Source organism: Erwinia psidii (assembly GCF_003846135.1).
Lineage (GTDB): Bacteria > Pseudomonadota > Gammaproteobacteria > Enterobacterales > Enterobacteriaceae > Erwinia > Erwinia psidii.
The window spans coordinates 45,173-60,306 of the sequence record NZ_RHHM01000005.1; the positions used below are offsets into that span (position 1 = coordinate 45,173).

The following is a 15,134-nucleotide window of genomic DNA, read 5'->3' on the forward strand; positions in this document are numbered from 1 at the left end:
GCCAGTAATGGATATTTCGTCAGGGTAAAGGAATGAAAAAACAGCAGTTTTGCGCACAAATATCGCACGGTATTCCCGCCACAAACAGCATCAAAATCTTACCGTTACGCGCATCATCTGGCGTGGAGAACCGCCAGTGAAGCGTCATGCGTTGCAATACGCGCCCTTCAGACACCTGTTTCTGGCACGTTTTTTCACCGTCACCGGGAATGGCATTGCCCCGATAGCGCTCGCTTTCGCCGTGCTGGATATTGGTGGTTCGGTAGCCGATCTGGGCATGGTGGTGGCAGCACGCTCGCTGTTAAATGTGATGTTCTTACTGCTTGGTGGTGTTCTGGCCGATCGCTATTCACGTAACCGGGTACTGTTCATTGCCTCCACGATGGCGGCTATTTCTCAGGGGACAGTGGCGTGGCTGGTACTTGATGGCATGGCCACGGTCACCGCGCTGGCATTACTGGGCATGGTTAACGGTGCGGCGGCGGGTATCGCGCTGCCGGCTTCAGCGGCAATGGTGCCGCAGACGGTTCCGGCTGAGAGGCTGAGGCAGGCGAATGCCTTCATTCAGCTGGGCGTTTATGGTGGCACGGTCATCGGTGCCTCGCTGGGTGGGATGCTGACCAGCGCTATTGGTCCGGGGTGGGGACTGGCTGTTGATGCGCTGGGTTTTGCCGCGGCCACACCACTCTGGTTGTTGATTCGGGTAAACTCGCAACACTTTCCGTCCCCGCAAGGCAATCTTCTGCATGAGTTGCGTGATGGCTGGAAGGTGTTTATTGCTCACCAGTGGATCTGGACCATTGTCGCTCAGTTTGCCATCGTGAATGCCGCCTTTAGCGGTATTGTGATGGTGCTGGGACCCGTCGTGGCGGATGCTTCCTTCGGACGCACGGCCTGGGGGATGATGATTGCCGCGCAAAGTGTGGGACTGATTGCAGGCTCGTGTCTTGCCCTGCAATGGCGCCCACGACGCGATATGCTGGCTGCGGTAATGCTGGTTGCGCTTTGTGCCTTACCCATGTTGCTACTCAGTGTGGCAGCGCCTTCTCCATTGCTAATCGGCGGCTTTTTTCTTGCCGGCATTGGCTTTGGTCAGTTTGGCGTGGTCTGGTCGCATTATCTGCAAACACGTATTCCTGCTGACAAGCTGGCCCGCATTTATGCCTGGGATGCGATGGGATCTTTCGTTGCGATCCCACTTGGCGAACTTGCTGCGGGCCCCCTGGCGATACATCTGGGCAGCAGTAGGGTACTGGCTGGCTGCGCCATCGCTGTGTTTTTTGCCACCCTGGCAACCAGTCTGGTTCCGGCGATCAGACTGCTCGGTCAGGGAGAGCAGGCCGGGTCCTGAGTTAAACGATAGCGGAGTGGTGTCGCTGGCAGCTGCCTTTGCCGGTTTATTGCTCTTTACGTAACCGGAATGTCGCTGCCAGCCTGGCCGGGGTTTCTCCGGCGCTGTGCAATGGTGAGGATATACGTGCTGTCTCCACGCAGACCATGGTTTTATATCCTTCGTTTGCCATATCGCTCATTGCACAGGAGAGTTCAGCGCCAGGGTTCCAGGTGACAACGTCACTGTGATAATGATGATAAATCTCCAGCACACGTTTACCTGCGCTGTCCCTGATGACACTACAATCTTCCGGCTGGGTGTAGATGCGGTCAGTACGCTGTGGGTAAGTCTGTTTGCCATCAGCACAATGGCTGATAACATCACCACTGACCTTATCAATGTATGGTTTGCCAAGTCCACTGACTTCCACGCCGTCAATATCCTCTACGCAGAAATAGCTGTGCAGCGCTGCGGTGGCGTCGTAATCGCCGTGGGCTTCCAGTTCAATCTCACAGCGTTCACTGAAGCGGAAACGCGCGATAAGGGTGAACTCATGCGGCCACAGCTTCAGCGTCTGCGGATTGCTTTTCAGCATCAGCGTGAGGATCACGCTCTGCTCATTTTCATCATGGGCAGAGAGCGTCCAGGGCTGTGTACGGGCAAAACCATGCGCCGGTTCACCCGCCGGGCCAAACCACGGCCAGCAAATGGGGACGCCCCCACGTATGGCCTTGCCCCGGGTCCAGGCCGTTTTGTCACTCAGCCAGATAACGGGTTTATTACCTGATGGTTGCCAGGCGATCAGATGTGCACCCTGTAAGGTCACCGCGGCACGTACTTCAGGATGGATAATCACCAGTACCGGCAACTCGCCAATTTTGCGCAACGAAATCCAGGGGGTGATTTGTTCTGTCACCGGCAGAGAAAAAAGTGTCTCGTTCATCAACAGTCCTTTCTTTCAGCAAAAAAAAAGGCGACCGAAGTCGCCCTTATGGTTTGTTCACCGTGCTTATTTAGCGATGTGAGCAACCAGATCCAGCACCTTGTTCGAATAACCTGTTTCGTTATCGTACCAGGAAACCAGCTTAACGAAAGTGTCGCTCAGGGCAATACCCGCTTTGGCATCGAACACAGAGGTCAGTTTTTCACCGTTGAAATCGGTAGAAACCACTTCATCTTCAGTGTAGCCAAGAACGCCTTTCAGTTCACCCTGGGAAGCAGACTTGATCGCTTCACAGATTTCTTTGTACGTGGCAGGTTTGGCCAGACGAGCCGTCAGGTCAACCACAGAAACGTTAGGCGTTGGCACGCGGAACGCCATACCGGTCAGTTTACCATTCAGCTCAGGGATAACTTTGCCCACTGCTTTCGCTGCACCGGTAGAAGAAGGGATGATGTTCTGTGCAGCGCCACGGCCACCACGCCAGTCTTTGTGAGACGGACCATCAACGGTTTTCTGCGTTGCGGTAGTGGCATGAACGGTAGTCATCAGTGCTTCAACGATGCCGAATTTGTCGTTGATAACTTTTGCCAGCGGTGCCAGACAGTTAGTGGTGCAGGATGCGTTTGATACGATTTCCTGGCCAGCGTATGACTTGTGATTCACGCCCATAACAAACATTGGGGTGTCATCTTTGGACGGCCCGGTCAGCACCACTTTTTTGGCACCGGCTTCAATGTGCTTACGTGCGGTTTCGTCAGTCAGGAAGATACCAGTGGCTTCAGCAACCACGTCAACACCGATCTCGTTCCATTTCAGGTTAGCCGGATCGCGCTCAGAGGTAACACGGATAGTTTTACCGTTAACAACCAGGTGTCCATCCTTGACTTCAACAGTGCCTTCGAAACGACCGTGGGTGGAGTCGTATTTCAGCATGTAAGCCATATACTCTGCGTCCAGCAGATCGTTGATACCGACGATTTCGATGTCAGAACGCTGCTGAGCAGCACGGAAAACGATGCGACCGATGCGGCCGAAACCGTTGATACCTACTTTAATAGTCATATATTCCACCAGCTGTTGTTAGTGAATAAAAGGTTGGCTGTAAAATTACAAAAACCTTATCAGGCGTCAAGCGGAATCGGTTCAATAGTTGCGACAAATCAAACCTCAGAGCAGGAATTATGGCACTTTTGTATCTTCTCTGACCGCCAGTGAACTATCATTTTGGGGCACGTTGCCTGAATATAAAGGGGGGTTGCACTTAAAGAGCGATCTGGATCACATTTTTTCCTCAGGAATACTTTCTGACTTCTGCCTGGCTGAAAAAATCCGCTGATGGTGTTAAATGTTTGTTATTATTGCTGCTGGCATCTTTCTCAGCAAAATCGTTTGAGAGTACTACTATGGCTAATCACCTTAAGCCTCCGGTTACACAAACTGGGCTGACCGACATGCAGCGCTATGTTACACAGGAACGTGGCACTGAACCGCCTTTCTCTGGCAAGCTGTTACACAACAAAACTCAGGGGATTTATCACTGTCTGCTGTGTGGAACTCCGTTGTTTTTTTCCGATAGCAAATTCGATTCCGGTTGTGGCTGGCCCAGCTTTTATCAGCCCTGCAGTGATAAGGCTGTCAGGTATCTTGCGGATGATTCGCACGGTATGCAGCGAACTGAAATTCGTTGTGGTCACTGTGACGCCCATCTGGGGCATGTGTTTCCTGATGGACCTCAACCCACGGGCGAACGCTACTGCGTTAACTCAGCCTCACTGAGTTTCACTGATGATGATGGCAAAAATATTAAAGGGTAGCTGCAATGGTGCTGGATGAGATGATCGCAGCGATGACGCCGGATGTTTATCAACGTCTGGTTACCGCTGTGGAAACAGGCAAATGGGCTGATGGTGTGGCGTTGACGCCGGAACAGAAGGAGAACAGCCTGCAACTGGTGTTGCTCTGGCAGGCTCACCATAACGAGCACCCACAGCACATGACGGTAGGCAAGGGCGGCGAACTGGTGGTAAAGAGTAAAAAGCAGCTCAAGGAAGAGTTTGGCATTGCGGATGACACGCTGACTCACATCCGCCTGCGGTAATTTGCTTAGACGATGATGGCGCCTTTAGCAGCCATCTCACCAAGGGCACGCTCACTGTCTCCCGGTTGTAAATCCACGCCCCGGCAGCCCGCAGCGATAACGGTAGTGGTATAGCCCAGTGCCAGCGCATCCAGAACGCTGTATTTCACGCAATAATCCGTTGCCAGTCCCATCACCGTCAGGGCAGTGACCTGCTGCTGCTTCAGCCAGCTGTCCAGCAGGGTTTGACGGCGGTGTCCGTTATCAAAAAAAGCGCTGTAGCTGTCCACTTTCACATCTTCACCCTTGTAGATTTTTGTGCTGATCAAATGTTCGTGCAGAACGGGGTGTAGCGCTGCGCCTTCTGAGTGTTGCACACAATGATCGGGCCACCAGATTTGTGGCAGGCCATCCAGTTCACCCTGTGTCCATGCTGGCTGGCCGGACGCAGAGCTAAAGCTGCCATGTCCGGCAGGATGCCAGTCCAGCGTTGCCACCACTGGCCGATTCCGCTGACGAAATTCAGCCGCATAGTGGTTGGCGATGGCGATCACACGATCGCCTTCGCCAACCGCCAGTGCGCCGCCGGGACAAAAATCATTTTGCAGATCGATCAGTAAAAGCGCGTGCTGGCTGGTCATGACTGATTCCTTACTCATTTGGGGTGAGTTCACCACGCAGATTGGTCTGCATCTGCTGGCGAATCTGTTCGCTGGAAAGGTCCTGACTTAACAGAAAATGCAGTTTGGTGAGCGTTGCTTCTACCGTCATATCCGCGCCGCTGATAACGCCTGCCAGCGCCAGCGCATTACCCGTGGCATAGCCTCCCATATTGACTTTGCCAGACATACATTGTGTCAGATTGACCACCACAGTGCCTCGTGATGAAGCGTCCTGCAATTCCTGCAGAAATGCCGGATCCTGAGGGGCGTTGCCGACGCCATAGGAGCGCAGGATCAGTGCTTTTACCGGTTGACGCAGGAAGTTACTTACCACGTCGGCTGAAATTCCCGGATAGAGCGTCACCACGCCAATGGGCTGTGGGGTAACCGGGCGCACCTTCAATGATCCCTGGCCTGTCGGCGCGGCGGGGGTGTTAAGACGGCGGATATGGATACCGGCTTCCAGCAGTGGGGGAAGGTTAGGCGAGGCGAAAGCGTTGAAGCCGTCGGCATGGGCTTTGGTGGTCCGGTTACCGCGATAGAGGGTATTGTTAAAAAACAGCGCCACTTCATTGATTGGATAGTTGGCCGCCACAAACAGCGAATTCAACAGGTTCTGCTGGCCGTCAGAGCGCAGTTCTGCCAGAGGTATCTGTGACCCTGTCACAATGACCGGCTTGGCGAGATTTTCCAGCATAAAAGACAGGGCTGATGCGGTGAATGCCATGGTGTCAGTGCCGTGAAGGATAACAAAGCCATCGTATTTATCGTAATTGGCCTTGATATCATCGGCAATCGATTGCCAGTCCTGCGGTGTCATGTCGGACGAATCGATTAATGGCTGGTATTCGTGAATAGTGAAATCCGGCATCTCAGACCGATGAAATTCTGGCATAGCAGCGAGCTGTTTTTGCAAATGGCCCGACACCGGAATATAGCCATGGCTGGATCGCTGCATACCAATGGTTCCGCCAGTATAGGCAACGTAAATTGATTTCTTGTGCATTGAATAACTCAGACTTAGCGCAAGGCGAAGTGTAAGGGAAGTCCACCAAAAGTCAGCCCGGTGTTATTACCGGGCTGTACGGCTATTTTATCTGACTACAGGTCAGGCAGATGGCATAGCGGTTCTGGGGATCGTTAAGGTTATCGAACAGGCCCGGCTGGTTTTTCATTGTCACCATTACCTCGGCGACTGGCGCGGGCAACCAGGCTTTTAACGCACCCGGAAGCACAGCCTGAACCGAGGCGTTCATCTGGCTGAATAACAGGTCGAAAAGGCCCGGTTCGTTCTGATACCAGCTCAGTTGGCCCTTGTGTAATTTCGCCAGTTCGGCGGCTTTTGTCACGGCGTCGTCAAAGTCGCCCATCGCATCCACCAGACCGTTGGCTTTGGCATCGCTGCCAGTCCAGACATGGCCCTGAGCAATTTGGTCAACCTGTTCTGGCGTTTTTCCGCGGGCATTGGCCACCAGGTCAATGAAATTTTTGTAGCCGTTGGCAATGCTCAGCTGCATCATTTGCTGAGCTTCAGGGGGTAAGGCGCGGGTGACTGCCACGTTTGCCAGCGGTGAGGTTGAAACGCCATCGGTATGTACCCCAATGGAATCCAGCGTGTTTTCGATGGTGTTAATCACCCCGAAGATACCGATAGAACCGGTCAGCGTACTGGGGCTGGCAAAAATGTAATTCGCTGGCGTGGAGATCCAGTAACCACCGGATGCTGCCATGCCACCCATTGATACCACCACCGGTTTGCCGGCTTCTTTTGCCGCCGCAAGCTCTTCCCGAATGGTTTCTGACGCCGTTACGCTACCACCGGGACTGTTAACGCGAAAGACAATCGCTTTGATCCTTGGATCCAGGCGAGCCTGGCGGATCTGCTGTGCGGTGGTATCGCCACCCACATTACCCGGCGTTTCGTCGCCGTCAAGGATCGCGCCATTGGCGAGGATCACAGCGATATTACCGTCGGCAGAGCTGTTATCCTTCACCTGATAATCGTAGATGCTGGTTCCCTTAAAATCGTTGGTCTGCTTGTCCCAGCCAAATATTTTGCTCATCTGCTGATTTACCACCGCCCGGGATGCCAGCTCATCAACCAGCTTATTCTCTTTGGCGTAAGCGGCCGTATCGCCACCCACTTTGTTCAGCCCATCAAGCACGCCCTGAGCACCCGGAAAAATCTGTTCAGGCGTTAACTGGCGGTTGGCGGCGATCGTGTTGAGGTAATTCTGCCACAGCTCGCCAATCCAGCGGCTGTCAGCATCGCGGGCTGCCGGTGACATATCATCACGCAGGTAAGGCTCCACGGCCGATTTATAGGTGCCAACCCGGAAAACATGGGAGGAGACCTTCAGCTTGTCCAGCAGGGCTTTGTAGTAAAGGCCATTGGTGGCAAAGCCGTGCAGATCTACCACGCCCTGTGGCGAGAGATAAATTTTGTTGGCAAAGCTGGCAAGATAGTATTGCCCCTGACTGTAGCTGTCGCCTGTGGCGAATATCGGCTTGCCGCTGTCACGGAACTCACGCAGGGCTTTACCAATATATTGCAGGGAAGACTGGTCAGTGCCGGCAAAGTCACGCAGATCAAGCACCATGCCGGTGATATTTGCATCGCCCTTTGCCTGACGGATGGCGTCCACCACATCGAATAACGAATTTTCTTTCAGGCGGTCGCTGCTGGTGCCAAGAAGCTGACGTCCGATCCGGCTGAGTTTATTACTGACGGAAGGTTTATCGACCACCGTGCCACTCAGATCAACAATCAGTGCACCTTTCTGTACTTCCGCCGGGGAGCTGGCTTTGGTGTACTGGAAATAGATCCCCGCACAAATCAGGATCAGGCATATCAGGAACAGATTGAGGATAAACTCCCGGACGAAATTAAGCAGTCGCCACGTCCATTTAAAAACACCAGCGATTGCTCGCCACAAAATTCGCATAAGTTCTCCATTATTGCGATAAAAAAGCCGGTTGCGTGGTGCAAATCCAGGGCAGGATGGCGCAAACCGGATTGGGATGGAGACATCCTAATTATCGGCGGAGCAATTGTCAGCAGGAAAAAGCCTGATGCTGTAACAAATCATCATCCTGTGCTAGTTTTCAGCAGAATAAAAATCATTATCAGGAGACAATTATGGATGCACTGGACCTGGTGGTTAATCGTCGCTCCGCCTCACGTCTGAGTGGACCGGCACCGGAAGGTGAAGCGTTGCAAAATATTCTGCGGGCGGGGATGCGCGCGCCCGATCATAAAGCCCTTCAGCCATGGCGTTTTATCGTTATCGAAAATGAGGGGCGTCAGCGTTTCAGCGAGTTGCTGGAAAAAGCAGCCCGTCAGGATAACATGGACGATAAAGCAACAGAAAAAGCCAGACAGGCGCCTTTTCGTGCGCCAATGATTATTACCGTGGTGGCCCATTGTGAAGAAAATCATAAAGTGCCTCGCTGGGAGCAGCTGATTTCCGCCGGATGTGCGGTGATGGCGATGCAGATGGCGGCGGTGGCGCAGGGATTTAACGGTATCTGGCGTAGTGGCGCATGGACAGAACATCAGACCGTCCGTGAAGCGTTTCACTGTCGCGAGCAGGACGCTATTGTCGGCTTCCTCTATCTTGGCACCCCGCAACTGAAAGCCGCCAAAACGGTTATCCCACCGGATACCACCTCTTTTGTCAGCTATTTCTGAAATACAGGTGTTTCTGATACGTGCAGGGCGCTGAAGCTCTGCATACTGCCGTGATTATGAGCATTTGAATTACCGTAGCCTTACTACGATCCGCTATCCGCGCTACCATAGGGACGGTAAAATTTGCAGCACGATAGTCTGTGACATTCCGCCATCCACTTTGCTCTCTGCTGCTACCCGGCCGTGTGGTCGGGCAGGCCAACAGCAGGTAGTGAGCGGCTGTAAGCCTGCTACCGTCGTTAACGCCGTTTTCTGAAGGACATCACTACCAGATGCGTCTGTTTATAGCTGAAAAGCCCAGCCTCGCCCGTGCCATTGCTGATGTGTTGCCTAAACCTCACCGACGGGGAGATGGCTACATTGCCTGTGGTAACGATTATGCGGTGACCTGGTGTGTGGGTCACCTGCTGGAACAGGCTCAGCCCGACTGTTACAACAGCCGCTTTGCCCGCTGGTCGCTGGGCGATTTACCCATCGTGCCGGAAAAGTGGCAGTTACAGCCACGGCCTTCGGTGGCAAAACAGCTTAAGGTGATTAAAGGGCTGCTTGACCAGGCCAGTGAAGTAATCCACGCCGGTGACCCCGACCGCGAAGGACAGCTACTGGTGGATGAAGTGCTGGATTATCTGGCGCTGCCGTCGGAAAAACGTGGAAAAGTGCGTCGCTGCTTAATTAACGATCTCAATCCGGCTGCGGTTGAGCGTGCCGTCGCACGCCTGCGGGAGAACCGCGAGTTTATTCCTTTGTGTGTCTCGGCACTGGCGCGGGCGCGGGCAGACTGGTTATATGGCATTAATATGACCCGGGCATACACGCTGCTGGGTCGTAATGCCGGTTATGACGGAGTGCTTTCGGTGGGGCGCGTGCAGACACCGGTTCTTGGGCTGGTGGTTCGGCGCGATGAAGAGATTGAAAACTTTGTGGCGAAAGATTTCTTTGAGGTAAAAGCGCACATTGTCACGCCCCAGAATGAACGTTTTTTAGCGCTGTGGCAGCCAAGTGAATCCTGTGAGCCTTATCAGGATGAGGAAGGACGACTGTTACATCGTCCGCTGGCGGAGCATGTGGTGAGTCGTATCATTGGGCAGCTGGCCTTGGTGACCAGCTACAACGACAAACGGGAAAATGAAACGGCGCCGCTGCCGTTTTCGCTGTCTGCCCTGCAAATTGAGGCAGCAAAACGCTTTGGTTTAAGTGCGCAAACGGTACTGGACACCTGCCAGAAACTCTATGAAACCCATAAGTTAATTACCTATCCCCGTTCAGACAGTCGCTATTTGCCGGACGAGCATTTTGCAGGAAGGCATGCAGTACTGAACGCGATTAATGTTCATCAGCATGGCCTGACGATCCCTGCTGATTTTGATGCGGATCGCAAAAATCGCTGCTGGGATGACAAAAAGGTGGACGCCCACCACGCCATTATCCCTACGGCACGCAGTAATAACATCAGACTGTCCGAAAATGAGAACAACATATATCGTCTGATAGCCACTCAGTATCTGATGCAGTTCTGTCAGGATGCCGTGTACCGCAAATGCGTGATCGAGCTTGATATCACTGGCGGGAAATTTGTTGCCAAAGCTCGTTTTCTGGCAGAGGCAGGCTGGCGCGCATTGTTGGGTGGTAAAGAACGTGACGAAGAAAATGATGGTACACCGTTGCCGGTAGTGGCAAAAGGTGATGAGCTTCTTTGTGAAGATGCTGAGGTGGTGGCAAAGCAAACCCAGCCCCCCAGGCCTTTTACTGATGCCACGCTGCTATCGGCCATGACCGGTATTGCACGATTTGTGCAGGATAAAGATCTAAAGAAAGTACTGCGTGCGACCGATGGTTTAGGGACAGAGGCGACGCGCGCCGGAATCATTGAGCTGCTTTTTAAACGAACGTTCCTGTTCAAGAAAGGGCGCTATATTCATTCCAGCCCCGCCGGGCGTGCGCTAATCCATTCGCTTCCTGAAATGGCGGCCCGGCCGGATATGACCGCTCACTGGGAATCCACTCTGACCAAAATCAGTGAGAAAGCCTGTAGCTACCAGGGTTTTATGCAGCCGCTGGTGGAGACGCTACATCAGCTGATATCGCAGGCCAGGCAGCAACCTGCCGCCCATGCTTTTCGAGGCCTGACCGCGCCGAAAAAGAGCAACCCCAAGCGCAGGTCAACCAAAGCAAAGGAGACAGAATGATAACTAAAAGTGTGATGATGGTGAGCGTACTGTTGTTCTGTGCTCAACCGCTGGTGGCGGCTGAGCAGTCTGACGATGTGAGCGTGGGTGAGGTGAACGGCACCAATGATGGTGGTTCAGGGTACAGCAGTAACGCCAGCCGCGGCAATGTGGTGGTGGATATGCCGCCCGAAGCCTGGACACGTGGACAGCATGGCAATCAGCCTCCATGCCAGCGCTGCTGTACCTATGAGGATCGTAGCTATACAGAGGGATCGGTGGTGAAGATGGACGGCGTGCTGTTGCAGTGCGTCCGTGATGAGCACTCTTTTGGCACCAATAATCTGGTCTGGAAAGCCCTCAGGCAATAACGCCGCTCCCGGTGGATCAACCGGGAGCGGCGATCACAGGCTGAACTCTGCCCAAACCGGGAGCGGCGATCACAGGCTGAACTCTGCCCAAACCGGGGCGTGGTCAGAGGGCTTTTCCATGCTGCGAATGGCATAGTCAATCCCGGTTGCCACACAGCGGTCGGCCAGTGGCTTACTGGCCAGCAGCAGATCGATACGCAGTCCCCGGTTATCATCAAAGCCTTTTGAACGATAGTCGAACCAGGAAAAACGGTCACTGACCTGCAAATTATGTGCACGCCAGGTATCCACCAGGCCCCAGTTAATCAGATTATCCATCCATTCCCGTTCTTCCGGCAGAAAAGAGCACTTGCCCGTCCGTAGCCAGCGTTTACGGTTATCTTCGCCAATGCCAATATCCAGATCGGAAGCGCTGATGTTCATATCGCCCATGATCAGCAGCGGATTGTTGGCGTTAAGCTCGCGTTCAAGATAGTTTTGCAGGTCGAGATAAAATTTGGCCTTGGCAGGAAACTTGGTGGGGTGGTCGCGACTTTCCCCCTGCGGAAAATAACCATTGATCACGGTGATGGTGCCCAACGGACTGGAAATATCTGCCATGATCACCCGGCGCTGGGCATCGTCCTGGTCATCAGGGAATCCGCGACGAATCATAACCGGCCGATCTCGGGTGAGCAGTGCTACGCCATAATGACCTTTCTGCCCGTGATAAAACACGTGATAGCCCAGCTTTTCAACGTCTTCCAGAGGAAACATATCATCATGAACTTTGGTTTCCTGGAGACCAATCACATCTGGCTGATGCTGGTCAATAATAGCTTCAAGTTGATGAGGACGGGCGCGCAGCCCGTTGATATTAAAAGAAACGAATTTCATTTTGGCGGCCGCCTGAGAGGGAAAAAGAAGCGGGAATGTTAGCAGAGTAAGACAGTTAATGTCATCCTGAACGCTGATGATAACCAGTATAAAACGTCGGCGCGGAAGAAGGGGTAATCCTTTCATCCAGGGGATGATTCTGTCATTCAGCGGGAAAAATGGCGTATTACGCAAGAACAGACTGTATCAGATGATGGCAGGGTATTATTCATCACGCAGGGTGTTGTGTTTCGCACGTTGCATTATGATGAGTGATGCTAACTTAATGAATATTAACCGGATTAGTACGTGATGCGCCTGAGTAGCAGGGCAGGATGGTGGTGGGGGAAGGATTCGAACCTTCGAAGTCGATGACGGCAGATTTACAGTCTGCTCCCTTTGGCCGCTCGGGAACCCCACCATGGGGAAGTTTTTTACACTAAACTGCCAGCTGGTCTGACTGCCAGTCGTTTAAGTGGGGCGCATCATATCAGATGATGTGCCGCTGTAAAGCCTGTGCTCAGGGAATTAATATCGTTTGCCGTTTTTTTACGCGGAGTGCAGCTTTTATCGCCAGGATGCACTCCTGTAAGGATTACAGAATGATGGTGCGGTTGCCATAGACAAATACGCGCTGTGCCAAAACTTCATAAAGCGCGCGACTCAACGCATTTTTTTCAACATCACGCCCGGCACGCATCATGTCTTCGGCGCTGTACGTATGATCAACGTGAATGACATCCTGCATAATGATCGGGCCTTCATCCAGACTGTCATTAACATAGTGAGCCGTTGCACCGATAATTTTTACCCCCCGCTCGTATGCCTGATGATAGGGGCGTGCACCGACAAAGGCGGGCAGAAATGAATGATGAATATTGATGATTTGATTGGGATAGCGTTGGACAAACGCCGGTGTTAGCACCCGCATATATTTTGCCAGCACCACATAATCGGGCTGATAGCGATCGATTTCCGCCGCCATATTGTTATCGTGCTGTTCGCGGGTTAAGCCTTCGTGACTGACCAGAATAAACGGAATATCAAAACGTTCAACCAGCGAGCGCAGGGTTTCATGATTACCAACCACCGCAGCAATTTCCACGTCCAGCCCGCCGTAGACGCTTTTCATCAGCAAATCGCCCAGACAATGTGCTTCTTTCGTCACCAGTATGACAATGCGACGGTTTGCCACGGCGTTCAGCTCACGTACTGAACCGGCAGGCAATGCGCTGTCAAGATCGGCCAGTAGCGTATTGTCATTGAAGATCCCCTCAAGTTCGGTGCGCATGAAAAAGCGCCCGGTGTGGTGATCAACGAACTCGTTGTTTTGCACAATATTCAGCTCGTGCTTGTAACAAATGTTGGTGATTTTGGCGATCAGACCTTTTGCGTCCGGGCAAATAGTGCGTAAAACTTTTCGTTGCGGTGTTTGAGCGTGCATTGCGATGGTAATCCTGTTGAAGCAACTCTTGATCGGGGAAAGGCCGTTACTGGCCACAACATTTTTTGAATTTTTTACTGGAGTCGCATGGACACCGGTCATTCCGCCCTGTCACAGGGTATGTACCGTCCATATAATACCAGCGTTGATCCACCTTGAGAAAGCGGGAACGCTCATGAATAAAGCGTTCACGTTGATTTTCAGAGTAACGGGCAAAAAATGTCACGTATCCCTCGGCGTTATCCCTACCAACTTGTGCTGAAATAACATGCAGGCTGAGCCATTCTGTTTCGGAAGCGCTCTGTTCAATGCTGGTGCGAAAACGCGCTGGTTGGCAGGCCGGATGCCATGTCGCCATCAGATAGTCTGTGTCCTTTTTGGCATAGGCGGTATAGCGTGAACGCATCAGGACTTCTGGTGTGCTCGGCAACGTCTTACCGCTCAGACAGGGCTGACAACATAGGTTATACTGCAATCCGCTACAGCACGGACAGGGTTCGGACACATCCACCTCACGAGCATATTTTAAAGATCGAATACGTTTGGCATCATGGTAACTGAGCGGCGCTGATGATGCCATGTGTTAGTTAAGCGAACACCCGAGGTTCAATGAGACAGGTTAAAATAGGATTGGCACTGGGTTCGGGTGCTGCCCGTGGGTGGGCTCATATTGGCGTACTCAAGGCGCTGGAAAGTATCGGGATTAAAGTGGATTTGGTAGCGGGATGTTCTGTCGGGGCCCTGGTGGGGGCGGTGTATGCCAGTAAACGCCTGCCGCTACTGGAAACCTGGGTTCGTTCGTTCAGCTACTGGGATGTGATTCGGCTGATGGATTTTTCGTGGCGTCGGGGCGGATTGCTGCGAGGGGAACGTGTCTTTAACCATATTCGTCGTCTGGTCAGTCATGACCTTATCGAACAGTGTGCGATGCCATTTGGCGCCGTAACAACCAATCTGAGTACCGGGCGGGAACTGTGGCTGACGGAAGGTGACTTACATCAGGCAATACGGGCCTCATGCAGTATTCCGGGTTTACTTGCCCCGGTTGCGTGGAACGGCTACTGGCTGGTGGACGGCGCAGTCGTTAATCCCGTTCCCGTTTCCCTGACCCGTGCCCTGGGTGCCGATATTGTTATTGCTGTTGATCTTCAGCATGACGCCCATCTGATGCAGCAAGATTTGATGTCCGCCACGTCTCATGCTGAGGAAGAGGAAGCTATTGCTGCTGCCACCAGCTGGACAGGGAGGCTGCGACAAAGTTTTTCACGTGGTGTACCGCGTAAAGTGAATCAGATGCCTGGCGCAATGCAAATTATGTCCACTTCAATTCAGGTATTGGAAAATCGCGTTAAAAGGAATCGTATGGCTGGCGACCCCCCGGATGTGTTGATTCAGCCGTTATGTCCGCAGATATCCACGCTGGATTTTCACCGTGCTGAAGAAGCGATTGAAGCCGGGAAGCGTGCTGTGGAGAAAAAAATAGATGAACTGCTCCCACTGGTTCGATGACAGGAGCTGCCGGATTAAAATGGAACTGCCGCAGAAAAATCGGAGAGGCGCAATCGTGGTTTATGAGCCACTATTGATTAAGCC

General features: G+C 52.8%; 15 protein-coding genes and 1 tRNA gene. 7 read left to right on the plus strand and 9 right to left on the minus strand.

All coding sequences use genetic code 11. The features are described from left to right. The first annotated feature begins 115 nt into the window (after positions 1 to 115). A complete protein-coding gene (locus tag EB241_RS07685) occupies positions 116 to 1,351 on the plus strand; it encodes an MFS transporter (protein ID WP_407644262.1) in 1,236 nt (411 codons plus the stop codon). A 46-nt stretch (positions 1,352 to 1,397) separates the two neighbouring features. Here the strand turns inward: EB241_RS07685 and EB241_RS07690 are convergent, their stop codons facing one another. Together EB241_RS07690 and gapA are read right to left on the minus strand one after the other, a co-directional pair. Further along, positions 1,398 to 2,276 carry a D-hexose-6-phosphate mutarotase gene (locus EB241_RS07690; RefSeq protein ID WP_124232614.1) on the minus strand — a complete coding sequence of 293 codons (879 nt, stop codon included), beginning with the start codon at positions 2,274 to 2,276 and terminating at the stop codon, positions 1,398 to 1,400. A gap of 66 nt (positions 2,277 to 2,342) precedes the next feature. After that, on the minus strand, positions 2,343 to 3,338 hold the full coding sequence (gapA, locus tag EB241_RS07695; RefSeq protein ID WP_124232615.1) for a glyceraldehyde-3-phosphate dehydrogenase: 996 nt from the start codon (positions 3,336 to 3,338) through the stop codon (positions 2,343 to 2,345). 341 nt (positions 3,339 to 3,679) lie between these two features. Between gapA and msrB the strand changes: the two genes are divergently transcribed. Beyond that, positions 3,680 to 4,090, plus strand: coding sequence for a peptide-methionine (R)-S-oxide reductase MsrB (gene msrB, locus EB241_RS07700; protein WP_124232616.1), 411 nt, complete (start codon positions 3,680 to 3,682; stop codon positions 4,088 to 4,090). A 5-nt stretch (positions 4,091 to 4,095) separates the two neighbouring features. Next, positions 4,096 to 4,374 (plus strand): YeaC family protein, encoded by a 279-nt coding sequence (locus EB241_RS07705; RefSeq protein WP_124232617.1) that lies wholly within the window; start codon positions 4,096 to 4,098, stop codon positions 4,372 to 4,374. A gap of 5 nt (positions 4,375 to 4,379) precedes the next feature. Here EB241_RS07705 and pncA read toward each other — a convergent pair whose 3' ends face one another. The 3 genes from pncA to sppA form a co-directional block, all read right to left on the minus strand. After that, positions 4,380 to 4,994 (minus strand): bifunctional nicotinamidase/pyrazinamidase, encoded by a 615-nt coding sequence (gene pncA, locus EB241_RS07710; RefSeq protein ID WP_124232618.1) that lies wholly within the window; start codon positions 4,992 to 4,994, stop codon positions 4,380 to 4,382. Positions 4,995 to 5,004: 10 nt separating this feature from the next. Continuing rightward, positions 5,005 to 6,021, minus strand: coding sequence for an asparaginase (gene ansA, locus EB241_RS07715; RefSeq protein ID WP_124232619.1), 1,017 nt, complete (start codon positions 6,019 to 6,021; stop codon positions 5,005 to 5,007). Positions 6,022 to 6,103: 82 nt separating this feature from the next. Next, positions 6,104 to 7,960 carry a signal peptide peptidase SppA gene (gene sppA / locus EB241_RS07720; protein ID WP_124232620.1) on the minus strand — a complete coding sequence of 619 codons (1,857 nt, stop codon included), beginning with the start codon at positions 7,958 to 7,960 and terminating at the stop codon, positions 6,104 to 6,106. A 194-nt stretch (positions 7,961 to 8,154) separates the two neighbouring features. Between sppA and EB241_RS07725 the strand changes: the two genes are divergently transcribed. The 3 genes from EB241_RS07725 to EB241_RS07735 all read left to right on the plus strand — a co-directional run bounded on the left by EB241_RS07725 (position 8,155) and on the right by EB241_RS07735 (position 11,242). Next, positions 8,155 to 8,706 carry an NAD(P)H nitroreductase gene (locus EB241_RS07725; protein WP_124232621.1) on the plus strand — a complete coding sequence of 184 codons (552 nt, stop codon included), beginning with the start codon at positions 8,155 to 8,157 and terminating at the stop codon, positions 8,704 to 8,706. Positions 8,707 to 8,978: 272 nt separating this feature from the next. Then, entirely contained in the window at positions 8,979 to 10,892 is a 1,914-nt protein-coding gene (locus EB241_RS07730; RefSeq protein WP_124232622.1) for a DNA topoisomerase III, read from the plus strand. Next, positions 10,889 to 11,242, plus strand: coding sequence for a DUF1496 domain-containing protein (locus EB241_RS07735; protein ID WP_124232623.1), 354 nt, complete (start codon positions 10,889 to 10,891; stop codon positions 11,240 to 11,242). Before EB241_RS07730 ends, EB241_RS07735 begins: the two co-directional genes overlap by 4 nt. Positions 11,243 to 11,311: 69 nt before the next feature. Here EB241_RS07735 and xthA read toward each other — a convergent pair whose 3' ends face one another. The 4 genes from xthA to EB241_RS07755 form a co-directional block, all read right to left on the minus strand. Next, positions 11,312 to 12,118, minus strand: a complete 807-nt coding sequence (gene xthA / locus EB241_RS07740; RefSeq protein WP_124232624.1) for an exodeoxyribonuclease III — start codon at positions 12,116 to 12,118, stop codon at positions 11,312 to 11,314. 315 nt (positions 12,119 to 12,433) lie between these two features. Beyond that, positions 12,434 to 12,518 (minus strand) — tRNA-Tyr (locus tag EB241_RS07745). A gap of 174 nt (positions 12,519 to 12,692) precedes the next feature. After that, positions 12,693 to 13,541, minus strand: a complete 849-nt coding sequence (gene purU / locus EB241_RS07750; RefSeq protein ID WP_124232625.1) for a formyltetrahydrofolate deformylase — start codon at positions 13,539 to 13,541, stop codon at positions 12,693 to 12,695. A gap of 46 nt (positions 13,542 to 13,587) precedes the next feature. Next, a complete protein-coding gene (locus EB241_RS07755; RefSeq protein WP_124232626.1) occupies positions 13,588 to 14,046 on the minus strand; it encodes a YchJ family protein in 459 nt (152 codons plus the stop codon). Between the two features lie 104 nt (positions 14,047 to 14,150). Here EB241_RS07755 and rssA point away from each other — a divergent pair, with 104 nt between their 5' ends. Further along, positions 14,151 to 15,050: a patatin-like phospholipase RssA gene (rssA, locus tag EB241_RS07760; RefSeq protein WP_124232627.1), complete on the plus strand. Its 900-nt coding sequence runs from the start codon at positions 14,151 to 14,153 to the stop codon at positions 15,048 to 15,050. Positions 15,051 to 15,134 lie beyond the last annotated feature (84 nt).